The 23402-nt window shown below is 69.5% G+C and carries 23 protein-coding genes; 11 read left to right on the top strand and 12 right to left on the bottom strand.

The window, feature by feature from the left end:
* Window positions 1-46 precede the first annotated feature (46 nt).
* Window positions 47-499: a hypothetical protein gene (locus NUG20_RS09405; RefSeq protein ID WP_263398070.1), complete on the bottom strand. Its 453-nt coding sequence runs from the start codon at window positions 497-499 to the stop codon at window positions 47-49.
* Between NUG20_RS09405 and NUG20_RS09400 the strand changes: the two genes are divergently transcribed.
* The 3 genes from NUG20_RS09400 to NUG20_RS09390 all read left to right on the top strand — a co-directional run bounded on the left by NUG20_RS09400 (window position 498) and on the right by NUG20_RS09390 (window position 4679).
* Window positions 498-1436 (top strand): hypothetical protein, encoded by a 939-nt coding sequence (locus tag NUG20_RS09400; protein ID WP_263398069.1) that lies wholly within the window; start codon window positions 498-500, stop codon window positions 1434-1436. The two genes, NUG20_RS09405 and NUG20_RS09400, sit on opposite strands and share 2 nt — an antisense overlap.
* A gap of 52 nt (window positions 1437-1488) precedes the next feature.
* Window positions 1489-3066, top strand: coding sequence for a hypothetical protein (locus NUG20_RS09395; RefSeq protein WP_263398068.1), 1578 nt, complete (start codon window positions 1489-1491; stop codon window positions 3064-3066).
* Window positions 3067-3155: 89 nt separating this feature from the next.
* A complete protein-coding gene (locus tag NUG20_RS09390) occupies window positions 3156-4679 on the top strand; it encodes a hypothetical protein (protein ID WP_263398067.1) in 1524 nt (507 codons plus the stop codon).
* Here NUG20_RS09390 and NUG20_RS09385 read toward each other — a convergent pair.
* Window positions 4624-5505: a CDP-diacylglycerol diphosphatase gene (locus tag NUG20_RS09385; RefSeq protein WP_263398066.1), complete on the bottom strand. Its 882-nt coding sequence runs from the start codon at window positions 5503-5505 to the stop codon at window positions 4624-4626. The genes NUG20_RS09390 and NUG20_RS09385 overlap by 56 nt on opposite strands.
* 226 nt (window positions 5506-5731) lie before the next feature.
* On the opposite strand from NUG20_RS09385, the gene NUG20_RS09380 reads away from it, so the two are divergent.
* A complete protein-coding gene (locus tag NUG20_RS09380; RefSeq protein WP_263398436.1) occupies window positions 5732-7186 on the top strand; it encodes a S10 family peptidase in 1455 nt (484 codons plus the stop codon).
* A gap of 98 nt (window positions 7187-7284) precedes the next feature.
* On the opposite strand, the gene NUG20_RS09375 is transcribed toward NUG20_RS09380, so the two are convergent.
* Complete coding sequence (locus tag NUG20_RS09375; protein WP_263398065.1) at window positions 7285-8406, bottom strand: inorganic phosphate transporter; 1122 nt, start codon at window positions 8404-8406, stop codon at window positions 7285-7287.
* A gap of 97 nt (window positions 8407-8503) precedes the next feature.
* Window positions 8504-9133: a DUF47 domain-containing protein gene (locus NUG20_RS09370; RefSeq protein WP_263398064.1), complete on the bottom strand. Its 630-nt coding sequence runs from the start codon at window positions 9131-9133 to the stop codon at window positions 8504-8506.
* 251 nt (window positions 9134-9384) lie between these two features.
* On the opposite strand from NUG20_RS09370, the gene NUG20_RS09365 reads away from it, so the two are divergent.
* Window positions 9385-10728 carry a hemolysin family protein gene (locus NUG20_RS09365; protein WP_263398063.1) on the top strand — a complete coding sequence of 448 codons (1344 nt, stop codon included), beginning with the start codon at window positions 9385-9387 and terminating at the stop codon, window positions 10726-10728.
* Window positions 10712-11362: an exopolysaccharide biosynthesis protein gene (locus tag NUG20_RS09360; protein WP_263398062.1), complete on the top strand. Its 651-nt coding sequence runs from the start codon at window positions 10712-10714 to the stop codon at window positions 11360-11362. Before NUG20_RS09365 ends, NUG20_RS09360 begins: the two co-directional genes overlap by 17 nt.
* Window positions 11363-11608: 246 nt before the next feature.
* Here the strand turns inward: NUG20_RS09360 and NUG20_RS09355 are convergent, their stop codons facing one another.
* Complete coding sequence (locus NUG20_RS09355) at window positions 11609-11773, bottom strand: hypothetical protein (protein ID WP_263398061.1); 165 nt, start codon at window positions 11771-11773, stop codon at window positions 11609-11611.
* 194 nt (window positions 11774-11967) lie between these two features.
* Window positions 11968-12963: an LLM class flavin-dependent oxidoreductase gene (locus NUG20_RS09350; RefSeq protein WP_263398060.1), complete on the bottom strand. Its 996-nt coding sequence runs from the start codon at window positions 12961-12963 to the stop codon at window positions 11968-11970.
* Between the two features lie 346 nt (window positions 12964-13309).
* Between NUG20_RS09350 and NUG20_RS09345 the strand changes: the two genes are divergently transcribed.
* Window positions 13310-14116, top strand: coding sequence for an SDR family oxidoreductase (locus NUG20_RS09345; protein ID WP_263398059.1), 807 nt, complete (start codon window positions 13310-13312; stop codon window positions 14114-14116).
* 344 nt (window positions 14117-14460) lie between these two features.
* Here NUG20_RS09345 and NUG20_RS09340 read toward each other — a convergent pair whose 3' ends face one another.
* Entirely contained in the window at window positions 14461-15216 is a 756-nt protein-coding gene (locus NUG20_RS09340) for a sulfurtransferase (RefSeq protein ID WP_263398058.1), read from the bottom strand.
* A gap of 185 nt (window positions 15217-15401) precedes the next feature.
* Complete coding sequence (locus tag NUG20_RS09335) at window positions 15402-15767, bottom strand: DUF6164 family protein (RefSeq protein WP_263398057.1); 366 nt, start codon at window positions 15765-15767, stop codon at window positions 15402-15404.
* 65 nt (window positions 15768-15832) lie between these two features.
* Here NUG20_RS09335 and NUG20_RS09330 point away from each other — a divergent pair, with 65 nt between their 5' ends.
* Window positions 15833-16276: an FKBP-type peptidyl-prolyl cis-trans isomerase gene (locus NUG20_RS09330; protein ID WP_263398056.1), complete on the top strand. Its 444-nt coding sequence runs from the start codon at window positions 15833-15835 to the stop codon at window positions 16274-16276.
* 13 nt (window positions 16277-16289) lie between these two features.
* Entirely contained in the window at window positions 16290-17543 is a 1254-nt protein-coding gene (locus NUG20_RS09325; RefSeq protein ID WP_263398055.1) for a TIGR03862 family flavoprotein, read from the top strand.
* 209 nt (window positions 17544-17752) lie between these two features.
* Here NUG20_RS09325 and NUG20_RS09320 read toward each other — a convergent pair whose 3' ends face one another.
* The 3 genes from NUG20_RS09320 to NUG20_RS09310 form a co-directional block, all read right to left on the bottom strand.
* Entirely contained in the window at window positions 17753-18262 is a 510-nt protein-coding gene (locus NUG20_RS09320) for a GNAT family N-acetyltransferase (protein WP_263398054.1), read from the bottom strand.
* Window positions 18259-19884, bottom strand: a complete 1626-nt coding sequence (locus NUG20_RS09315) for an FMN-binding glutamate synthase family protein (protein WP_263398053.1) — start codon at window positions 19882-19884, stop codon at window positions 18259-18261. The genes NUG20_RS09320 and NUG20_RS09315 overlap by 4 nt, the downstream gene beginning before the upstream one ends.
* A gap of 126 nt (window positions 19885-20010) precedes the next feature.
* Window positions 20011-21303 (bottom strand): nucleotide sugar dehydrogenase, encoded by a 1293-nt coding sequence (locus NUG20_RS09310; RefSeq protein WP_263398052.1) that lies wholly within the window; start codon window positions 21301-21303, stop codon window positions 20011-20013.
* A gap of 318 nt (window positions 21304-21621) precedes the next feature.
* Here NUG20_RS09310 and NUG20_RS09305 point away from each other — a divergent pair, with 318 nt between their 5' ends.
* Together NUG20_RS09305 and NUG20_RS09300 are read left to right on the top strand one after the other, a co-directional pair.
* Entirely contained in the window at window positions 21622-21945 is a 324-nt protein-coding gene (locus NUG20_RS09305; protein ID WP_263398051.1) for a transposase, read from the top strand.
* 18 nt (window positions 21946-21963) lie between these two features.
* Entirely contained in the window at window positions 21964-22140 is a 177-nt protein-coding gene (locus NUG20_RS09300) for a hypothetical protein (protein WP_263398050.1), read from the top strand.
* A gap of 193 nt (window positions 22141-22333) precedes the next feature.
* On the opposite strand, the gene NUG20_RS09295 is transcribed toward NUG20_RS09300, so the two are convergent.
* A complete protein-coding gene (locus tag NUG20_RS09295) occupies window positions 22334-23314 on the bottom strand; it encodes a LacI family DNA-binding transcriptional regulator (RefSeq protein ID WP_263398049.1) in 981 nt (326 codons plus the stop codon).
* Between the last annotated feature and the right edge of the window lie 88 nt (window positions 23315-23402).

Here is a 23402-nt window from a genome sequence, read left to right as displayed (position 1 = left end):
CACAGTGCACCGGCTACACGACGAAGCACTGCAGGAGCGACTTCAGTCACACCATGCGCATGCCGAAAGGCGGTGCTGCTGCAATATCGGTTGAACCCATCCAGCCAACCGCATGCCGAGCCGCCCTTTGTGGAGCGACTCCAGTCGCGACGAGCGAGCGGTAACCGCCGCGTCCTACTACATGGCTTCGGGGCCGAAGCCCTCCCACGGCAGCCGACACGCGCCTTGCTGTCGGCGAAAACGCAATGGCCCCGCCGTTGCGCTTGCATGCATTGATCAGGCGCATCAGCTCGCATTGCCTGCGCACACGCAAAGAATGGCTCGCGCGCGGCATGCGCGTACGTGATCGCCGCGCAAAGCGGCCACGCTCGGCAACACCTCCGGCCTCAAAAAATTTCGCACAGGACTGTCCGCTTTTTTTCGCATGCGGCGTTGTTGATGGGGTGGCCCGCATTGCGCCGGCCGCATCAGGAATCAACCACGAAAAGGAAGCCATCATGGGCTACAGCTCCGACACCCCGGCGTTCGACGATCTCACCCAACTCGACGCCCTGCTCACCGACACCCGCGCCACCGACACCCGCAGCGTCTCCGACATCGACGAAGCGCGCGATGTCATCGCCACCTTCCGCGACACCGACGGCAGCGGTTCCTGGAATGGACTGGATCGCACCGAAGTGGCCGACCGCCTGCTCGACCTGGTCAACAACCCGCGCCTGATCCGCCAGGGCTATTTGAACCTGTGCGGGCCGGCGGCGCTGCTGGTGATGTGGGCCAGCCGCGATCCGCTGGGATTCGCCAACTTCGCCACCACGCTGTACGACGACGGCAGCGCCGACCTGGGCGATCTATCCATCGTGCCCAAGGACACGCTGCTGGCGCAGGATTACAGCAACCTTAGCACCAACACCTACGGCGCGGATTGGATGCTGCTCAGCGCGATCCGCAACACCGACCAGCCGTTCTGGCAGAGCAGTTGGGTCGGCGATCCGGAGCAGCAGCTGGCCGCACTGACCAGACCGGAAGAACTGGCAAGCTGGCTGCGCGCCACCGGCATCTATGCGCAGGTCAGCGACGAGGGCAACTGGGCCGCGCCGGCCGGTATCCCGCACGCCACCGGCATCGAGTTCCGCGAAGGCCGCGACGTGTCGCTGTTGATCAACACCAATCTGCTGCACGACGCCCGGCGCAGTGCGGCGTCGATCGACGAGCGGTTTCTGCTGAACCTGTTCCCCAACCACTACATCGTCGGGCTCAACAACATTACCGTGGCGGTGATGGACGGCCCGCAGAACGATGACGGCACGCTCAAGTTCCACAAGGACGACGTGCTGCTGTCGATCTGGTCGTGGGGCGAGAACAGCGTCGACCTGGCGGTGCCGCAGCAGTCGTTCGTCGACAACTACTACGGCGCGGTGATCGCCGATCTTCCGTGAACTCCAGGGCGGCGGGAACGCCGCCCATCTTCCTATCGCAAGGAGCACTTTCATGCCACTCGTCACTCCCGACGTCATGCTCAACTCGGTCATGGGCAAGGTCTACAACGTCCTCACCAACGGCGACGATACCGTCCCCAAATCCGAGGACAATTTCTTCAGCTGGGCCACGCCCGGCATTCCGCTGCAGCCCGAGGACGTGCGCTTCATGAAGCAGGGCCTAACCGGCGTGGTGCGCAAGGCCGCGCTGGAGGAAACGCGGACGGCCCAGCCCGATGGCAGCACCACCGCACCGGAAATGACCCCTGCACAACTTGAAGAGTACAAAGGCAGCGATGCAGGGCAACTGATCCTACAGGCAGAAAATTTCGCGCGTCTGGTCGACTTCGTGCCCGACTTGGCCGCCAACGTCAACAACCAGTTCGCCGCACTGAGCGTGATGAACAACGAAGGCACATTGTCCGAGCGCTACGACTACATCCTGCGCATGAGCCAGGTCATGCACAACGAGCTGCCGGATGACATCAAGAAGAAGATCGAGAAGTTCCGCGGCCTGCTGCAGACAACAACCAAGAAAAAGAACCTGATCGACGACAGCGAGGTCGAGGTCACCGAGCCAAGCCCGCTGGTCAAGGCCTACAACGAGAAGATGGTCGACTACATGAGCGCAGCGCTGGAATACAACAATCAGCGCATCGACGCCCTGGCTGCGTCCACGCAGCGCGCAGTGCAGAACTGGGCGATCAACGCCAACATCCTGCGCAACAAGGTCAAGGCGGCGATGTCCGACTGGGTGTCCAACGGCTACAAGAACGACTACGAGCAGATCGCCGCGTTCATCGACCAGGTGATGCAGCGCGACATGGCCCTGCTCAAGCAGCAGTACCGTGACGACCTGGAAAAGGCACGGTTGACCGGCGGCCCGTCCGGCAGCGACTTCTTCTACAGCTCGGTGGTGCCGGGCAACTTCATGGACAACGCCGGCTGGACCGAATTCGGCTTCAGCTCCGCCGATTACAACAACTCCAGCAACTCCAGCTATGCGATGCGCCGCTCCAGCACCAGCGCCGGCGGCGGGTTTCTGGGCATCTTTGCCGGCGGCGGCAAGGCCAGCAGCGCCAGCGGCGAAAGCCAGTCGCACGTGCAGTTCGATTCTGAGCACTTCAGCATGAAGTTCAGCATCGCGCAGATGCCGATCGTGCGGCCCTGGTTCAAGACCTCGTTCCTGATGAGCAAGAGCTGGCGCATGGACCAGAACAACCCCGAGGCCAAGGGCCAGTTCGCCTCCGACGGCGCGACCCCGGCCAAGGGCCTGCTGCCGGCCTACCCGACCTCGCTGATCCTGGTCCGCGACCTCACCTTGTGCTTCGCCAAGTCCTCCGGCTTCAGCGACATGGCCGAGTCCTGGCAGCGCTCCTCCGCCAGCGGCGGCGGCGTGTTCTCGTTCGGTCCGTTCCATATGGGCGGTTCGCACGGGCGCAGCTCGGCCAGCGGCGAGCGCTCCAGCCAGGGGCACTACGACCGCGAAAGCCAGACGATGAAGGTCGACGGCACCCAGATCATCGGCTTCAAGTGCCACGTGTTCCCGAAGTCGCCGGATCCGCTGCCCAGCATCACCGACTGGATCTGAGCGGCGCCGCGTCGCAGTGGCGGGCGGCCGAACGGCCGCCTGCCGCCTTGCGCACGCCCGATGTTCCCTTCTTCAAGGAATCGCCTGCAATGGACGCAGCCGCCCAACTGGCCTTGATGGCCAAGGCCGAACACGTATTCGGCAGCGACGACACCGACCTCAGCTTCCCGGTCACGCCGTTGGCGTTCGCGCCTGCGGCGCTGGACCTGCTCGGCGACGGCACGATGCAGCACCTGATCGAATTTTCGTTGCTGGCCAACCGTATCCCCGAAGGCCCTGCCTGGAGCGGCGACAGCCAGACGCTGCTGTGGGACATCTACGCGCAGGTGCTGCGCGAAGCCGAATTCGCCCAGTCCACCCGCAGCGCGCAGGAAGAGGCCGACTACCAGGCCGCATCGGCGGTGCTGTACCGGCAGGACGAGGACGGCCGGCGCCTGCCGACCGACGCCGCGCTCGCCTACCGCAGCTATCGCGATCGCTACCTGCTGCTGCAGCAGGACTACCTGGGGCAGCAGGCCACCGCCACCGCTGGCGACGCGGCGCAGGTGCAGGCCTGGCACGACCTGCAGCAGCCTGCCCTGCAACGCGGGCTGGACGATGCCATGGCCGACTGGGCGGCGCTGGGCTACCGCGATGCGGTCGAACAGGCGCAGGCCCAGGTCAGCGGGCTCGGCGCAAAATCACCGTGGCAGACGCTCAGCGAATGGAAAGGGCGCTGCAATCCCGACATGGACACGCTGACCCGCGCCAGCGACCAGTTGCAGGTGTACCCGACCAGCTATGCGCCCGGAAACGCACTGGAGGAAGGGTCCTGGCGCCGCTTCGAACTCAGCGGCGCGGAAATCGATGCGGCGCTGGCCGAGGCGCCGGCAGAGATGCGCGCACGACTGGGAGCCGGCGGCGACGCGGGCATCGCCTCACTGCGCTTCGAGTTCAGTTCGGCGGCGCTGATCCGCCCCTGGTTCAGCGCTGACGCCTTCGCGGCACGCTTCTGGCGCTTCGCCGATGCCAACCGGCAGCTCAGCGACGGCCAGTCTCCTGCGCAAGGCCTGTGCACCGCCTATCCGGTGGCCGTGGTGTTCGCGCGCGACATCCAGGTGCAGCGCAAGCCGAGCGCGCCGGCACCGACGGCGCCCAACGCCGCGCTGGGGTTCGACCCGATGCTGCTGCGGCAGCTGCGGTTGAGCCCGACCCGGATCGTCCGGCCGCGGCTGCTCCCGCGCGTGCCCGAGGGGCCGATCGGGATTCGCCGGCGGCCGGCGATCATGATTGCGCCGCGCGGCGCCCCGGAGATGGCGGCGCCGGCCGCCGCCACGACGCTGCGCATGCCGCTGCGCGCCGTCGCCGCATCGACGCTGCGGCCGCGCATCGCGATCGGGCGGCCGGCACCGGTCGCGGCGCAGCCGGTGGCCGCGCAGGCGACGTTGCGGCGCTTGCGCCTGGATGCGTATGCGCGCGACCTGCGCGTGGCCGAGGTCGCGCCCGTGGCTCCCACGGCGCCGGCCGTGCCCGCGCAGGCAGCGGCGCCACGCGACGACAGCATCTACATCCTGGCCTTCATCTGCCGGCCGCTGCCGCGCTGCCCGGATCCGGATCCGGCGCTGGCCTGGTAGACCCCATCGCGGCGCCGGCGCGCGGTGCCAGCGCGGTGCAGCCGTGATCCTGCAGTTCCTCCGCGCCGCCGCCGCCATCGCCCTGGTCCGCCTCCCCGGCCAGCAACAGGAACCCGGGGCGGCCGTCCCCGAAACGCGCCCCGACCACCGCCAGCGTCTGCCGCGCCATGGCCTGCGGCGTCGGCAGGCTGCCCGCCAGCAACGCCAACGGGCGCGCGTTGAGGTCCGCGCCGTCCAGGCGCATCGCGCGATAGACATGGCCATGCAGGCGCTGCGGCAACGGCGCCCAATCCGGCCCGATCCGCGCCTGCAGCGTGTCCAGCTGCGCGCGCACCTGCGGATCCAGGCAATCGATGTGCACGTGCAACTGGTCCTGCGAGCGCGCGACCGGCGCATTGATCGCCAGGCTGGCGTAGGTGCGCGGCAATGGCCGGCGCAGCACCCGCTCGACCCGCGACCGCGCCTGCCAGGCCAGCGCTAGCCAGTTCGGCGCGGTCGCGGCCCGCGCGCGCGGGTCTTCGATGCCGCTGACCGGCACGGTCGGGATCAACAGGTATTGAGAGGCGCCGCGCAGGTCCTTCATCAGCGCGTAGCGTTGTCCGCGTTGCGGATGCACCTCGCTGCATGGCGCCGGATCGCGGCCGGCGCGCGCGGCCGGCAGGCACTGCGTGTCCAGCAGCCGCCACAGGCGCTGGCGATCATGCGCATGCGGATCCTGTGCGGCCGGCGAGCCGGGCGACACGAGTGGCGCGGGCGGCGGCGTGGCGCAGCCGACCAGCAGCAACAGCGGCAACGCGGCCTGTGGCCACGAGCGAGCGGCGAACATGACGACCGACCGGGCAGCGCGAAGACGGCGGCGATTGTAGCCGGCGCCGATAACGCTTCGCGCCGAGGCCGGCACGCACGCCGGCGACCCGCCTCGACCATGCCTTTGTGCACATCCGCCAGCGCCTCGGCGCGGCCTAGCATGCCGGCTTCCCTTCTGCCGAGCGCCCACCGTGCCGACCCTGTCCAAGCCCCTGCTGGCCGCGCTGTTGCTGGCCGTTCTGCCGATGACCGCTGCACTGGCCGCCGATGCCGACAAGACGGACAAAACGGACAAGGCCGACAGCGCCGAACAGGCCAAGCCGGCCGCGCTGCCGGCCGATGCGAAGGTGCGCCAGGTCACCCGCGTCGACGGCAAGTCGCTCAGCTACACCGCCACGGTCGGCACGCTGCCGGTGAAGGACGCGCAGGGCAAGGTCGTCGCCGACGTGGTGTTCACCGCCTACACCGTGGACGGCAAGGACCGGCCGGTCACCTTCGCCTTGAACGGCGGCCCCGGCGCCGCGTCGGTCTACCTCAACCTGGGCGCGATCGGGCCGAAGGTGGTCGCCTTCGGCAGCGAGGGCGACAGCGCCTCGGCGCCGGCGACGCTGCACGACAACCCCGGCACCTGGCTGGATTTCACCGACCTGGTGTTCATCGACCCGGTCGGTACCGGCTTCAGCCGTTCGCGGATCGGCGACGAGGAGGCCAAGAAACAGTTCTACAACCCGCAGGCCGACGTCGAGTACCTGTCGCGCACGATCTACGACTGGCTGCTGAAGAACCAGCGCCTGCAGTCGCGCAAGTACCTGGTCGGCGAGAGCTACGGCGGTTTCCGCGGCCCGCGCATCACCCACTACCTGCAGACCCAGTTGGGCGTGGCGATGAACGGCGTGGTGCTGGTCTCGCCGTACCTCAACCCGACCCTGGACGACAACGGCGACGTGTCGCCGCTGGCGTGGATGCTGACCCTGCCCTCGATCGCCGCCGCGCACCTGGAGCGCGAGCAGCGACTGACCCCGGAAGCGATGCGCCAGGTGATCGACTACACCCGCGGCGACTACGTCACCGCGCTGCTGCGCGGGCGTTCGGACACGGCCGGCAGCGAGCGCATGGTGCAGCAGGTGGCGGCGATGACCGGGCTGGACCCGGTGTACGTGCGCCGCGCCGGCGGCCGCCTGGAAACCCAGGCCTACCTGCGCGAGGTGTTCCGCGACAAGGGCCAGCTCGGCAGCCGCTACGACTCCAACGTGACCGCGTTCGATCCGTTCCCGAACGCGCCGGAGCAGCGCGCCAACGATCCGCTGCTGGACAGCATCATCGCCCCGACCACCACCGCGATGGTCGACTTCGTGACCCGCGTGGTCGGCTGGAAGGTCGATGCGCGCTACCAGGCGCTGAACTACGGCGTGAACAAGCTGTGGGACTGGAACGACGAACTGCGCAAGGGTTCGGTGACCGAACTGCGCCAGGCGGTGGCGATCGACCCCAAGCTGCGGGTGCTGATCGTGCACGGCTGGAACGACCTGTCGTGCCCGTTCATGGGCTCGGTGCTGACCGTGGACCAGATGCCGGTGATGGGCAACGACCCGACCCGGGTGCAGGTCAAGAACTACCCCGGCGGCCACATGTTCTACAACCGCGCCGACAGCCAGCGCGCGTTGCGCGGGGATGTGCTGGCGATGTATCGCGCCAACTAGCCGGGATTCGGGATTGGGGATTCGGGATTGGCAAGAGCAAGGTTCCGGAGCACGCCAGACCCGCTTCTACGCATCCCTAATCCCGACTCCCCAATCCCTCACGTCCAACCAAACAGCGCAAACAATCGGAAAATCAAATACGCCACGCCGGCGGCCGCCGGAATCGTCAGGATCCAGGCCCAGACGATGCGCTCGATCACGCCGAAGCGCAGCGAGCGCGGGTTCTTGGCGAAGCCCACGCCCATGATCGCGGTGGAGATGCTGTGGGTGGTGGACACCGGCATGCCGAAGTGCGCGGCCAGGGTCAGGATCGTCGCCGAGCTGGTCTCCGCGGCGAAGCCGTGGATCGGGTGCAGCTTGACCATCTTGTGGCCCAGCGTCTTGATGATCTTCCAGCCGCCCGAGGCGGTGCCGGCGGCCATCACCACCGCGCAGGTCAGCACGATCCAGGTGGCGATGCCCTGGCCCTGGCTGGCGGCCGGGTGCAGGAACGCCAGCCACGCCGGCAGGTCGTCCAGCGCGCCGGTGCTCTGCGCGCCGACCAGGGTCATGGCGATGATGCCCATGGTCTTCTGCGCGTCGTTGTGGCCGTGCGCGTAGCCCATGTACGCGGCCGAGGCGATCTGCGCCTTGCCGAAGAAGGCGTTGACCCAGCGCGGCCGCGCCAGCCGGCCGATGCGCCCGCCGACCTTGGACAGGCCGGCGATCAGCGCCCACAGCAGCAGCATCACCGCGATGCCGAGCAGGAAGCCGGCGATCGGCGAGGTGATCATCGGCACGAACACCTTCCACAGCAGGCCCTTGTTCTTGGCCCAGTCGCCCACGTTCTGCGACCAGATCAGCGCGCCCCAGTTGTTGTGCGCCGCGCCCAGACCGGCGCCGCACAGGCCGCCGATCAAGGCGTGCGAGGACGAGGACGGCAGGCCCTTCCACCAGGTGATCAGGTTCCAGACGATGCCGCCGAGCAGCGCGCACAGGATCACCTGCGGGGTGACCGTCACCACGTCGGTGTTGAGCAGGCCCGAGGCGATGGTCATCGCCACCGCGGTGCCGGTCAGCGCGCCGACCAGGTTCATGCCGGCGGCCAGGGTCACCGCCCAGCCGGGGCTGAGCACCTTGGTCGCGACCACCGTGGCGATGGAGTTGGCGGTGTCGTGGAAGCCGTTGATGAACTCGAACACCAACGCGGCCAGGATCACGATCAGGACCAGCGTCAGCATCGTGCGCTCCTCGCGCCGGCGGCAGCGCCGAAGGCCGACGTCGCGGCGGCGGGCATGGCGGCACGGCCGCGCATGCAGCGGATCCGGACCGTACCCATTACGAGTTCTTCAGCACGATCTGGTAGACCACCACGCCGGCCTCGCGGCAGCGGTCGATGGCCTTCTCCAGGATCTCGAAGAACTCCTTGAGCAGGAACATCTGCAGGTTGTCCAGGCGCCCGGAATAGATGTCGCGGTACAGCTCCAGCATCAGCCGGTCGGCCTCGTTCTCCAGCGAGCGCAGCTTGTCGTTGAGCGCGCTCATCCGGTCCAGGTGCATGTTGCGCAGGTCGTGGACCATCTCCACCACCACCGCCGCGGCCTGCTCCAGCATCGCCGCGCGCGGGGCGAAATCGATGTGCTCCAGGTGCTGCACCGCCAGCGAATAGCGGTCGGCGAACTTCTCCACCTGCTTGGGGATCTTGTACAGCGCCGAGCCCAGCGCCTCGATGTCCTCGCGCTCGATCGGGGTCATGAAGCTGTCGACCAGCGCCTGGCCGATCTTGTCGGACGCGGCGCGCTCGCGCAGCCGCGCCAGCTTGAAGGCGTCCAGCGCCGGCTGCCGGTCCGAGGCCTGGCGCATCATCGAATGCAGTGCCTTGGTGCTGTCGTAGGCGGCCTGCGCCGCTTCGTCGAGCAGGGTGTAGAACTGCTTGCCGGAACCGAAGATGGTCTGCAACGAGAACATGAAACGCGCTTCCCGCCGTCGCGGGAGGGACGGCACCGGGGCGGAATTATGACTGTTTGCTGACAAAACGGGGTAATCCGGCGACCGGTGGCGTCGCGTCAGCGCGATGTGGACGCGGCGGCCGCCCGGGTTTGCTACCATGCCGCCGCGCCGTCGCTAGGCGCACCCTATGGACGACCACCCCAGCCCCCCTCCCCCGCGCCGCCTCGGCGCCCGTGTCCTCGCCTCCCTTGCCGCCAGGGAGCGCGCGCATGCTTGAACTGTTGATCGTGGCCGCCCTGGTGCTGCTGAACGGCTTCTTCGCGATGTCCGAGATGTCGCTGATGACCTCGCGCAAGAGCCGCCTGAAGCAGATGGCGCAGTCCAGCACGCGCTCGGCCAAGGCGCTGGCGCTGGCCGAGAACCCGGAAAACTTCCTGTCCACGGTGCAGATCGGCATCACCGCGATCGGCATCCTGACCGGCGTGTTCGGCGGCGAGGCCATCGGCGAGGCGATCGCGACCAAGCTGCAGTCGCTGTTCCCGGCGTTGTCGGCCACCTTCAGCCTGGTCGGCCAGCCGCAGCCCTACTCGGCGATGATCGGCAAGACCCTGGCGATCGTGCTAATCACCTTCCTGACGCTGATCTTCGGCGAACTGGTGCCTAAACGCCTGGCGCTGACGCGCTCGGAAGCCATCGCCGGATTCGTCGCGGTGCCGATGAGCTGGCTGGCCCTGATCGCCGCGCCGGCGGTGTGGGTGCTGTCGCGCTCGACCCGGCTGGTGCTGCGCGTGCTCGGCCTGGGCAACGAGCAGTCGGCGTCGGTGACCGAAGAGGAGATCCGCATGCTGGTGGCCGAAAGCCACGAAGCCGGCGTGATCGACACCCACGAGCGCGACATGATGAACCGGGTCATGCGCCTGGGCGACCGCACCGCCGACAGCCTGATGACGCCGCGCAACCGCATCGCCTGGCTCGACGCCAATGCCGAGGCCGAGCGCAATTTCCAGACCATGCGCGAGCACGAGTTCTCGCGCTACCCGGTGTACCGCGGCAGCGACCAGGACATCGCCGGCGTGCTGGAAGTGAAATCGCTGGTCACGCGCATGGACGGCAACGCCACCCAGCTGTTCCAGAGCCTGCGCGACGCCCTGTTCGTGTCCGAATCCACCCACGCGATGAAGCTGCTGGAGATCTTCCGCGAGGAACAGCAGTCGATGGCGCTGGTGGTGGACGAGTACGGCGAGATCCAGGGCCTGGTGACCATCAGCGACCTGATGGGCGCGGTGGTCGGGCGCCTGCAGTCGGTGGACAACGCCGACGAGGACGCGCTGGTGGTCACCCGCGCCGACGGCTCGCTGCTGATCGACGGCTCGCTGGCGATCGAGGATCTGCGCGAACTGCTCGGCGGCGCCGAGCTGCCCAACGCCGAGGAAGGCGACTACAACACCCTGGCCGGGCTGTGCATCTACTACTTCGGCCGCATCCCGCATGCCGGCGAGTTCTTCGACTGGGCCGGCTGGCGCATCGAGGTCGTCGACCTGGACGGCGCGCGCGTGGACAAGCTGCTGCTGAGCAAGCTGCAGGACGAGAACAGCGATGACATCACCGGGTGACACGCCCGGCGCGGAGGCCGCCGACGGCTACCGCGCCGAAGGCATCCGCACCCTGCTCGACACCTTCATCCTCGGCGATCCGGACGAGCAGCTGCGGCTGCGGGTGATCCTGGCCGACCTGCAGCAAAGCGCGTTCGGCATGTTCCTGTTCGTGGCGATCCTGCCGGCGTTCCTGCCGGTGCCGGGCCTGGCCGGCGGCATCAGCGGGCCGCTGGTGACGCTGATCGGCGTGCAGATGCTGATCGGCCTGCGCAAGCCCTGGCTGCCGCGCTTCATCGGCGAACGCGGCCCGCGCCGGCGCACCATGCAGCGCTTCGTCGGCCGCATCGCGCCCTGGCTGCGACGGCTGGACAAGCTGCTCAAGCCGCGCCTGCCGGTGCTGGTCGAGTCGCCGCCGGCCTGGGCCTTCAGCGGCCTGCTGCTGGTGGTGCTGGGGATCCTGCTGTCGCTGCCGATCCCGTTCACCAACTATGCCTTCGGCGCGATCCTGCTGCTGTTCTCGCTGGCCCTGCTGGAACGCGACGGCGGCCTGATGCTGGTGTCGTGGCTGGGCGGCATCGCGGTGGCGGTCGGCCTGGGCCTGGCCTCGGACCAGGTGGTGGATCTGACCCGCGAATGGATGCACAAGCTGTAGCCCGAGGCGCGCCGTCGTAGCGGCACGCACCGCTTCGTGACGACCTTGTAGGGTTTGCGCCTGCGTCGTTCGAGAGTCAGCTGAAGCGATTCGGATAGGCCGCGCCACGTTTGAACAGACACGGGCGGCGGCGCCATCGGTCACTCCGACATGCGCACCCTCGCGCTCGCTCCCGCACACGGTCCAGGCGCCGCATGGCCTGCCAAATCGCGTCAGCCAATGCGCGTACCCGCGGCGACGGCTCTCTCAGTCGGAACTCGGAGACTCTGCGAACACCTGCATCCGCGACGGCTGCGCAGCCCGGGCGCCGTGCGTGTCGCGCTGCAGATGTTCCAGATGCAGCGCGAGCTGCTGCAACGCGGCCTCCAGGCCGCAGCCGCGCGCTGCCGGCGGCTGGTAATCGGATTCCATGTGTCGCCCCCTGTCGCGATCCCCATCTGCGTGCCAGGACATGGCGCGCCGTCCGATCTGATCCCAGGCGCAAGCAAGACGAAGTGAAAACCGGCGACGTGGCGCGACTTGTCTACGCCGCGCGCCGCAGCGGCAGCCGCGCAGCCATGCCGGTCGCGAACGCGGCTGCGCGAGGCTGCGGTGTGGAACGATGCCTACGCGGCCGCGGCCTGGGCCCAGGCCGCGGCAGTGATTTCGAACGAGCGCAGCCGCGCCGCGTGGTCGTAGATGTTGGCGGTCAGCAGCAGTTCGTCGGGCCGGTGGCGGGCGACGAAGTCGGCCATGCCGCGCGCGACCTCGGCCGGGTCGCCGAGCACGGTGCAGGCCAGCGCGCGCTCCACGCCCAGCTTCTCGTGCGGCTGCCAGAACGCCTCGATGTCGTCGATCGGCGGCGGGATCAGGCCCGGGCGGCCGCGGCGCAGGTTGACGAAGCTCTGCTGCTGGGTGGTGAACAGGCGCCGCGCGGCGGCGCTGGAATCGGCGCCGACCACGTTCAGCGCCAGCACCGCGTACGGATCGCGCAGCCGTGCCGATGGGCGGAACTCGCGCCGGTAGACCGCCAGCGCTTCGTCCATCGCATCCGGGGCGAAGTGCGAGGCGAACGCGAACGGCAGCCCCAGCGTCGCCGCCAGGCGCGCGCTGAACAGGCTGGAGCCGAGCAGCCACACCGGCACCTCGATGCCGGCACCGGGCACCGCGCGCACCAGCTGGCCGGGTTCGGCCGGTTCGAAATAGCGCAGCAGCTCGGCGACGTCGTGCGGGAACTGGTCGGCGCTGTCGAAATAGCGGCGCAAGGCACGCGCCGTGGCCTGATCGGTGCCGGGCGCGCGGCCCAGGCCCAGGTCGATGCGTCCCGGATACAGCGAGGCCAGCGTGCCGAACTGCTCGGCCACCTGCAGCGGCGCGTGGTTGGGCAGCATGATGCCGCCGGCGCCGACCCGGATCCGGCGCGTGCCGCCGGCCACATGCCCGATCAACACCGCGGTGGCGGCGCTGGCGATGCCGGGCATGTTGTGGTGCTCGGCCAGCCAATAGCGGTGATAGCCCCATTGCTCGGCGTGCTGCGCCAGGTCCAGCATGTTGGCGAAGGCCTGGGTGGTGTCGCTGCCTTCGCAGACCGGGGCGAGATCGAGGACGGAGATCGGCATCATGGAGCGTGTTCCTGCAAGACGATTCGCCAGAACTGGGGGCGCTGGACGCCGATTGCAGCGGCTGGTGCCGGAACGCTGATTTGCGGTGGCGGCGTGGCTGCGCCGGGGTTTGCGTGCGGGCGTACCCTCACCCCAACCCCTCTCCCGGGGGGAGAGGGGCTCAAGCACGCGCTTCCCTTCTCCCACCGGGACCATGGCCCCCTTTTGGGGGAAGGTGCCCCGAAGGGGCGGATGAGGGTACGGGCGCCCCGCTATCTGTCGTCACTACGCGCGGACGCGCAACGGCAACGCCGACTGCACGGCCGCCTGGCTACGCTAGCCGCCTTCCCCCCTGCCGGTATCCGCCATGTCCCTGATCCCGCCGCCATCCGCCGCTCCCGCCCTGCCGCTGCGCGACCGCGTGGTGCTGGTCACCGGCGGCGCGCAGGGCATCGGCCGCGGCGTGGTGCAGGCGGTGCTCGGCGCCGGCGGCCGGGTCGCGTTCGGCGATCTGGACGCCGAGGCCGGCCGCGCCTGCCTGGCCGAACTGGACGCCGGCGAGCGCGCGCTGTTCCGGCGCCTGGACGTGGCCGCCGAGGCCGGCGTACGCCGCTTCGTCGACGCCGCGCTGGCGCGGTTCGGCCGCATCGACGGCCTGGTCAACAACGCCGGCATCGCCGATCCGCATACCGGTCCGCTGGAGCGCCTGTCGCTGCGCGAATGGAACCGGCGCCTCGGCGCCAGTCTGGGCGGCGCCTTCCTGTGCAGCAAGCATGCGCTGGCGCCACTGCGCGACAGCGAGGGCGGCGGCGCGATCGTCAACATCGCCTCGACCCGCGCCTCCCAGTCCGAACCCGACAGCGAGGCCTACGCGGCGGCGAAAGGCGGCCTGCTCGCCTTCACCCACGCGCTGGCGATCAGCGCCGGGCCGGCGGTGCGGGTCAACTGCATCAGCCCGGGCTGGATCGCCACCGACGCCTGGCGCAAGCCGAGCGCGCGGCGCAAGCCGGCGCTGTCGCGGCAGGACCATGCGCAGCACCCCGCCGGCCGCGTCGGCACGCCGCAGGACATCGGCGCGCTGGCGGTGTACCTGTTGTCGAACGCTGCCGGATTCGTCACCGGCCAGGACTTCGTGGTCGATGGCGGGATGACGCGCAAGATGCAGTACGCCTGACGGCGTCGGGATTGGGGATTGGGAATTGGGGATTCGTTAAAGCGGCTGCTGCCTGACCTGAGGGGCCGAGTGCGCCATCGCGCCACTGGCTTCCTGCTCCTGGAGAACACTACGGCTCGGAGCGCTGACCGGGCGCTTGCCAGGCCAGACCCGTTTTACGGGCTTCGTCGCTGAGGATTGGGGATTCGCTAGAGAGGATTCCTTTGAGGCGCTGATATGACGCGGCGACAACCCAGCTTGCAGAGCGCAAATTTTTGGTCAGTCGCGTGGCAGACCGCCTTTGCCAATCCCCAATCCCCAATCCCCAATCCCCAATCCCGACTCCCCAATCCCTGCCGCGGCAATCAATCGCTCACCGGCGCCGCGAAATCCACCAGCGGCTGCAGCTGCGGGTCCAGCGCCACGCGTTCGTCGAACACGAAGCAGCGGCCGTCGTAGCCCTCGCCGCCCACTTCCTCGAAGTAGCCGAGGATGCCGCCGTCCAGCTGCAGCACGTTGTCCATGCCGTCGGCGCGCATCCACAGCGCCGCCTTCTCGCAGCGGATGCCGCCGGTGCAGAAACTGACCACGGTGGCGTCGGCCAGTTCGGCGCGATGCGGCGCCAGCGCCTCGGGCAAGTCGGTGAACTTGACGATCGGCAGGGTCAGCGCGCCGGCGAAGCTGCCGTACGCCACTTCCTGCGCATTGCGCGTATCCAGCAGCACCACGCGGCGACCGGTGTCGTCGTGGCCCTGGCGCAGCCAGCGCTGCAGCGTGGCCGGCGCCACCGCCGGGGCGCGTTCGGCGGCCAGCGGCGAGGCGGCATCGCGGCGGAAGCTGATGATCTCCGGCTTGACCTTGGTCTTCAGCCGCGCGAACGGCTGCTGCGCGCTGCTGCTGGTCTTGACCCGCAGCGCGGCGAAACGCGGGTCGGCGCGCAGCTGCGCGTAGAACGCGTCGATCGCCTGCGGCTCGCCGGCCAGGAACAGGTTGATGCCCTCGCCCGCGACCAGGATGGTGCCGCGCAACCCGCCGGCCTGCGCCCGGTCCTGCAATTGCGCGGCGAGCGCGTCGGGATCGGCGATGGCGACGAAATGGTAGGCGGCGGTATTGGCGATCATCGGCGCATTTTAGCCTGCGGCGCACCGGCGAAGCCGCCGTCGCAAGTGCTCCAGGCCTCCGCGTTCGCGCGCGAGCGGGCAAGGAGAACGTGGGAACGATGTCGATGAGGCGCTGACCGACGGCCCCCCGCCGGACACGCGACCGTGCCCAGGATTGCCGTGCCCTATCTGATCGCGCGCCGGCCCTAGCCGCGCAACAGGAAGAACGGCAGCAGCACCAGCGAGGCGATCAGCAGCATGCCCAGCAGCGTGGCCAGCACGAACAGCGGGCGCCGCCGCCGCAGCGTCGCGAAGGTCTCGGCGCTGCCGTCGCGCAAGGCGGCGGCGCGCTCGGCGCGGGCGCGTTCGCCGCGCTGGGCCTGGTAGTCGGCCAGCAACGCCTTGGCCCGCGCCTGTTCGGCGTCCTCGCGCAGCCACACGCCGCCGGAAGAAATGCCGAAGGTGCCGGGACGCGTCTCGTAGTAGTCGATGCGCGCGGCATCCAGCAGCGCGCGCACGTCGGCGAGTTCGTCGTCGGGGACGTTGCGCAGGTTGAGCAGCAGTTTGGCCATGCGCCGATGATAGCCGCTGCGGCGATGCGCTACCCTTGCATGCCCTGTTCGCCATGGATGACCGCATGCGCCGTGTCCTGTTGCTGTTGAGCCTGTCGTTGCCGGTGTGGCTGCTGAGCGGCTGCACGCCGCCGGGTCCGCCGCCCGGCGGCAGCATCGCCGCGTTCCAGATGATCGACGAGCGCGTCGGCAGCGGCGCCGAGGCGCGGCCCGGCAGCCAGGTGACCGTGCACTACACCGGCTGGCTGTACGACGAGAACGCCAAGGACCAGCGCGGCGAGAAGTTCGACGCCTCCGCCGACCATGGCCAGCCCTTCAGCTTCGCGCTCGGCGGCGGCCAGGTGATCCGCGGCTGGGACGAAGGTGTGGCCGGCATGCGCGTGGGCGGCAAGCGCAAGTTGATGATTCCGTCCGACTACGGCTACGGCGCCAGCGGCGCCGGCGGGGTGATCCCGCCGAACGCCTCGCTGGTGTTCGAGGTCGAGCTGCTCGACGTCAAGCCGCGCTGAGCCGGCAACGCCGATGCCCGCCAGCAAGCTCGCCGCCGCCGTGCGCGGCCGCATCGCCATCGTCGGCGGTGGCCCGGCCGGGCTGATCGCCGCCGAGACCGCGCGCGCCGCCGGCGCCGAGGTCGACGTGTATGAGGGCAAGGGTTCGGTCGGGCGCAAGTTCCTGATCGCCGGCAAGGGCGGGCTCAACCTGACCCACTCCGATCCGTTCGCGCTGTTCGTCTCGCGCTACCGCGAGCGCGCCGCGCAGGTCGGCGCGTGGCTGGCCGACTTCGATGCCGACGCGCTGCGCGCCTGGGCGCAGGCGCAGGGCGTGGAGACCTACGTCGGCAGTTCCGGTCGCGTGTTCCCGCTGGACCGCAAGGCCGCGCCGCTGCTGCGCGGCTGGGTGCGGCGGCTGAAGGAGGCCGGGGTGCGCTTCCACGTGCAGCACCGCTGGCTGGGCTGGAACGGCGACGGCACGCTGCGCTTCGCCAGCGCCGAGGGCGAGCGCGCGGTCCACGCCGACGCCTGCGTGCTGGCGCTGGGCGGCGGCAGTTGGCCGCAACTGGGTTCCGACGGCGCCTGGCAGGACACGCTGCGCGCGCGCGGCGTCGAGGTCGCACCGCTGCAGCCGGCCAACTGCGGCTTCGATATCGACTGGAGCGCGCATTTCCGCGAACGTCATGCCGGCGCGCCGCTGAAGCCGGTGGTCGCGCACTGGCACGATGCACAGGGACGCGAACACGCCTTGCAGGGCGAGTGCGTGGTCGGCGAACACGGCATCGAAGGCAGCCTGGTCTATGCGCTGTCGGCGGACCTGCGCGAGGCCATCGCCGCGCATGGACCGACCACGTTGTGGCTAGACCTGGCGCCGGGCCGCGATCTGGCACGGCTGCAGGCCGAGCTGGGCAAGCCGCGCGGCGGGCGCAGCTTCGGCGAGCACCTGCGGCGCCAGGCCGGCATCGACGGGGTCAAGGCGGCGCTGCTGTTCGAGGTCCTCGGCAAGCAGGCCGGCGACGATCCGGCGCGCGCGGCGGCCACGCTGAAACGGCTGCCGCTGACCCTGCAGCGCCCGCGCCCGCTGGCCGAGGCGATCAGCAGCGCCGGCGGCGTGCGCCTGGAGGCGCTGGACCCGGCGCTGATGCTGCACGCTCTGCCCGGCACCTTCTGCGCCGGCGAGATGCTCGACTGGGAAGCGCCCACCGGCGGCTATCTGCTCAGCGCCTGTTTCGCCAGCGGGCTGCGCGCCGGGCGCGGGGCGGTGGCGTGGCTGGGGCGTGGATAGGGACTCGGGACTCGGGACTCGGAAAAGCTTGCGCTTTCGCGATGGGCTTGGAACGGTGCTATTGCGGTGCTTGAGCGGATATCGCGCTCAGTGGGTTCGCGCGCAATAACTGTTCTACCAGCGGAGATGCGCGAGCGAGTATGCCGTGCCATGCCGCGGTCGCCGTGCAGCGCGACCAGGCCATGCTGGCTGCAATAGCACCCGGCGCCTCATGCGCCTGATGCCGCTGCGCCAAACTTTTCCATGTACACACATTCCAGCGTGATTCCGCTGGGATGCGCGTAGCTGCCCTCGCGCACCACCACGTAGCCGTGCGCGCTGTAGAACGCGACCGCATTGAGCGCCGCCGCCATGTGGATGCGTGTTGCCGGTGGCAGCTTCGCTTCCAGCGCGCGCAGCAGGCGGCCTCCCAGGCCGGTGCCCTGCGCCTCTGGCGCGACGAATAGGCCGTCGATCTCGTTGCCGGCCAGGTCGGCGACGCCGAAACCGAACAGACGGCCGGCGCTGTCTTCGGCGAGGACGCCGGCGCCGCTGCCGAGCACTTGCTGGTAGTTCGCCGGCGCGGGCGCCGCCGCCCAGGCCTCGATCACTGCCGGCGGATAGTGCGAACGGCACACCTCGCGCACGCAGCGCGTGCGCAACGCCCACATCGCGTCGATGTCCGCCGGCGTCGCCGGCCGCAGCTGGAACGGCGGCGCCGGCGCGGTGTCGGCGCTCATCGCGACTTGCTCTCGCGCAGGCTGCGGATCCGCGCCGGCGGCTGGAACGAATCGCTGCGCGCGTCGGCCCAGTACTCCTGGAACACCGCGTGGTCGGGCACGCCGTCGCGCAGCAGCTCGCCCGGCTCCAGGTAGCGGTACAGCGACGCCAGCGAGCGGATCTCGACCTGCGAGATGCGGCGCAGGATGTGCTCCGGCCCCAGCTGCGACGGATCTTGCAGGCCGGCGGCGCTGAGCAGTTCGCGCAGCGCCTTCAGCGTATTGGCGTGGTAGTGCTGCACGCGCACCGCCTTGTCGGTCGGGTCCAAGTGCTTCCAGCGGCGCTGGTCCTGGGTGGCGATGCCGGTCGGGCAGCGGTCGCTGTGGCAGCTCAGCGACTGGATGCAGCCCAGCGCGAACATGAAGCCGCGCCCGGCGTTGCACCAGTCCGCGCCCAGCGCCAGGGTGCGCGCGATGTCGAACGCGCTGGTGATCTTGCCGGCCGCGCCGAGCTTGATCCGCTCGCGGACGTCCAGCCCGACCAGGGTGTTGTGCACCAGCAGCAACGCCTCGTGCATCGGCACGCCGACGTGGTCGATGAACTCGGCCGGCGCCGCGCCGGTGCCGCCCTCGGCACCATCGATCACGATGAAGTCCGGGTACAGCGCGCTTTCCTGCATCGCCTTGGCGATCGCGAACCACTCCCACGGATGCCCGATCGCCAGCTTGAACCCGGTCGGCTTGCCGCCGGACAGCTCGCGCAGCCGGGCCACGAACTGCAGCAGCTGCAGCGGCGTGGAGAACGCCGAATGCCGCGACGGCGACACGCAGTTCTGGCCCATCGCCACGCCGCGGGTGGCGGCGATCTCGGCGCTGACCTTGGCCGCCGGCAGCACTCCGCCATGGCCGGGCTTGGCGCCCTGCGACAGCTTGATCTCGATCATCTTGACCTGCGCCAGCGCGGCGTTGGCGACGAAGCGTTCCTCGCTGAAACGCCCGTCCGCGTCGCGGCAGCCGAAGTAGCCCGAGCCGATCTCCCACACCAGGTCGCCGCCGCATTCGCGGTGGTACGGCGAGATCGAGCCTTCGCCGGTGTCGTGGTAGAAGCCGCCGCGGCGCGCGCCTTCGTTGAGCGCGCGCACCGCGTTGGCCGACAGCGCGCCGAAGCTCATCGCCGAGATGTTGAACACGCTGGCCGAGTACGGCTGCGCGCAGCCGGCGCCGATGGTGATGCGGAAATCGTGGTCGGCGATCTCGCTGGTGGCCAGCGAGTGGTTGATCCACTCGTAGTCGGTGGCGTAGGCGCTGCGCAGGGTGCCGAACGGGACCACGTCCATCACGTTCTTGGCGCGCTGGTAGACCAGCGCGCGCTGCTGGCGCGAGAACGGCGCCTCCTCGATGTCGCTCTGCAGGAAATACTGGCGCATCTCCGGGCCCACCGATTCCAGCCCGTAGCGGAAATGCGCCAGGATCGGATAGTTGCGGCGCAGCGTGCTGCGGGTCTGCAGCAGGTCCCAGGTGCCGAGCAGCGCCAGGACCGCGAACGCGGCCACGCCCCAGCCCCACAGCGGCCAGATCGCGCACAGGGCGATGGACAGCGCCAGCAGCACGCAGCTGGCGACATAGGCTAGGTAGCGGTGCATCGCGTTCCTCGCGGAATTGTGAAGGCAGCGAGTGTAGGCGGTGCAGGCCGGCAATGGCGCTGGCGCGGCCTATGGTCCGCTTGGGCGGGGTACAGCTTGGCGGTGCACAGCGTCCGGCGCTGTCGGCTACAGCCGATCGTCCACCGCCTCGCGCGGCCACACCGATTTGACGTCGTAGACCACCAGGTTCGGCGTGCCCAGCGCGCGGATCTGCGCGGCGTCGAAACCGCGGTATTCGGCGTGCGCCACCGCCAGCACCACCGCGTCGTAACGGCCGGCGACCGGCGCCGGCGCCAGCTCCACCCCGCCGTGCTCGCGCGCCAGCTGCGGCTCGGCCCACGGGTCGCAGGCATCGACCCGCGCGCCGCTGGCGGCCAGCGCCTGCACCAGTTCCAGCGCGCGGCTGTTGCGCAGGTCCGGGCAGTTCTCCTTGAAGGTGACGCCGAGCACCAGGATCGTGGCCGCGGCCATGTCCACGCCCTTGTCCGCCAGCAGCGCCTGCACCCGCGCGGCGACATGCGCGCCGACCCGGTTGTTGACTTGGCGCGCGGTGTGGATCAGGTCCGGGTGGTAGCCCATGCTCTCGGACTTGTGCAGCAGGTAGTACGGATCCACGCCGATGCAGTGGCCGCCGACCAGGCCGGGGCGGAACGGCAGGAAGTTCCACTTGGTGCCGGCCGCCTCCAGCACGTCCTGGGTATCGATGCCGAGGCGGTCGAAGATCAGCGCCAGTTCGTTGACCAGGGCGATGTTGACGTCGCGCTGGATGTTCTCCACCACCTTCGCCGCCTCGGCCACGCGGATCGACGGCGCGCGCCAGGTGCCGGCGGTGATGATGCTCGCGTACAGCGCGTCGACCGCGTCGGCCGCCGCGGCGCTGGAGCCGGAGGTGATCTTGCGGATGTCGGCCAGGCGCCGCTGGCGGTCGCCCGGGTTGACCCGCTCCGGGCTGTAGCCGCAATGGAAGTCTTCGTTGAAACGCAGGCCCGAGCCCTGTTCCAGCAGCGGCACGCAGACCTCTTCGGTGGTGCCCGGATACACCGTGGATTCGTAGATCACCAGGTCGCCGCGCTTGAGCACGCCAGCGAGCAGTTCGCTGGCCTGGCGCAGCGGCTGCAGGTCCGGCTGCTCGTAGGCGTCGATCGGCGTCGGTACGGTGACGATGTAGACGTTGCGGTCGCGCAGCGCGGCCGCATCGTCGCTGTAGCGCAGGTGCACGCCGGCGCGCAGTTCGTCGGGTTCCATCTCCAGGGTCTGGTCGTGGCCGACACGCAGCTGCGCCACGCGCTGGGCGTCGATGTCGTAGCCGAGCGTGTCGTAGCGCGCGCCGAACGCCACCGCCAGCGGCAGGCCGACGTAGCCCAGGCCGATGACGGCGATGCGCAGCTGCGCGGGATCGAACGCGATATCGACGGGCATGCCGTTCCTTTCGGGGCGCCGCGGCGGCATGCGCCGACGATGCGGGTGGTTGCGGGAGTGCGGATGTCCGCAACGCGGACGCACGGCCATGGTAAGCGCCGCGGCAGCGCGCTCCAAGCGCCGCCGCCAGGCGGCGTCTTCACGTCCGGCGCGGCGTCGCGTGTCGCCCGGAATGTGACGCAGCGTCGCCGGCGCTGTCACGCCGTGCCAACGCGAGATGACCTGATCTTGACGTGGCCGGGTCTAGGGTGGCGAAGCGCCTCCGCGCAACTTAGCTCATCCCCAATTCAAAGCACCTCAATTACAGGAGAACTCGCCGTGAGCCATGCTCCATCCCTGCTCGTGGATGTCGAAGCCGAACTGGCGCATTGGAAGATGCTGCACGGTGAAGGCAAGCTGGGGCCGCAGTCCTTCAGCGAGCATGCGCGTCTGATCAAGATGGCGTGCGATGTGTTCCTGCAACTTCCGCGCGAATCCAACGAGGTGCGCATGCAGCGCCTGCGCCAGCGCTACGACGCCGAGCACCCGTGGCCGCGGATCGCCTGGAGCGACGCCGAGTCCTTCGTTCGCGCGTGCTGGGCCAGGCTGGACGGCACCGGCCAGCACGAACCCTACCCCGCGCCCGCGGGGAGCCCCGCCTGACCCTTCCGGAGACAGCGCATGTCGACCACGCGCAAGCAAGAGAACGCCCACAGTCACCAGCAGCAGAGCCACACGGCCGACAAGCTGCACAACGACGATGCGAAGTGGAAGGACCGGGACCAGCCGGACAGCGATCCGGAACGCAACCACGCCGACCCCGAGCACGACTACCCGCGCCCAGACGGCAGCGAATGATCGCGGTGGCCTTTGCCGCCGCACAGTGAAGGCGCACCCGTACCAGCCGGCGCCGCGACAGGCCGGCATACAGGCCGGACCAACCCGCTGACCCCGAAAGAACTCGCCCCGGTCGGTGCCGGTCCGCTGCAGACACGCCGACGCCGGCGCCGGCGGCTACCCTGTCGGACCACCTCCCGCGAACGCGGGAATGTCAGCGCAGGCTCGAACCGCGCACGATGCAGCGCCCGCTCAACACCACCTTGCGCATCGGCAGCGTCGGCGCATTCAGCCGCTCCAGCAGCAGCGACATCGCGGTGCGGCCCATCTCCTCCACCGGCTGCTCGATCACGGTGATGCCCGGCTCGACCAGCTCGGTCCAGCTCTCGTTGTCGAACCCGGCCAGCGCCAGTTCCTGCGGAATGCGCAGGCCGGCACCGCGCGCGGCCTTCAGCGCGCCCATCAGCAGCAGGCTGTTGCTGGCCACCAGCGCCTCCGGGCGTTCGGGCTGCGCCAGCCACGCCTGCACCTCGGCGGTCGCCGCCTCCGCGCTCGGCGCCACCTCGCGGTAGCTCGGCGCCAGGCCGTGCGCCTGCATCGCCGCCAGGTAGCCGTCGCGGCGCTCGGCGGCGGTGCTGCTGGTCTTGCCGAACAGCCCGCCGATGCGTTGGAACCCGCGCTCGGCCAGGTGCTCGATCAGCGCGCCCATCGCCGCGGCGTTGTCCAGCACCACGCTGTCGTGCACGCCGGCCTTGCCGGCGCGGTCGATCAGCACCACCGGGTAGTCGAAATTCAATTTCGGCAATTGGCTCTGGGTGGTGCGGGTCGGCGCGAAGATCAGGCCGCTGACCCGCTCTTCCTGCATCAGCTGCAGGTACAGCGCCTCGCGCTGCGGATCCTCGTCGGTGTTGCACAGGATCACGCGCATGCCGGCGCGGTAGGCCACATCCTCGACCGCGCGGATCGCCGCGGTGAAGAACGGGTTGCGGATGTCGGCCACGATCAGCCCGACGATCCCCGAATGCTGCGAACGCAGCCGCCGCGCCATCAGGTTGGGCCGATAGCCGGTCTCGCGCACCGCCGCCTCGACCCGCGCCCGCACGTCCTCGCTGACCGGGCCCTGGCCCAGCGCTCGCGACACCGTCGAGGTGGAGACGCCGGCCACCCGTGCCACGTCGTGGATGCTGACTGTCACTGGCAACGTTCCCGCAAAATTTCCACTCCCACTCCTTTCCTGGTGGCCGCATTCGATAGTAACACCGGCATTTCCCCGATAAATTGTG

It is taken from the genome of Xanthomonas sp. CFBP 8443 (assembly GCF_025666195.1).
GTDB lineage: Bacteria > Pseudomonadota > Gammaproteobacteria > Xanthomonadales > Xanthomonadaceae > Xanthomonas_A.
This window is presented reverse-complemented; position numbering and strand designations above follow the sequence as displayed.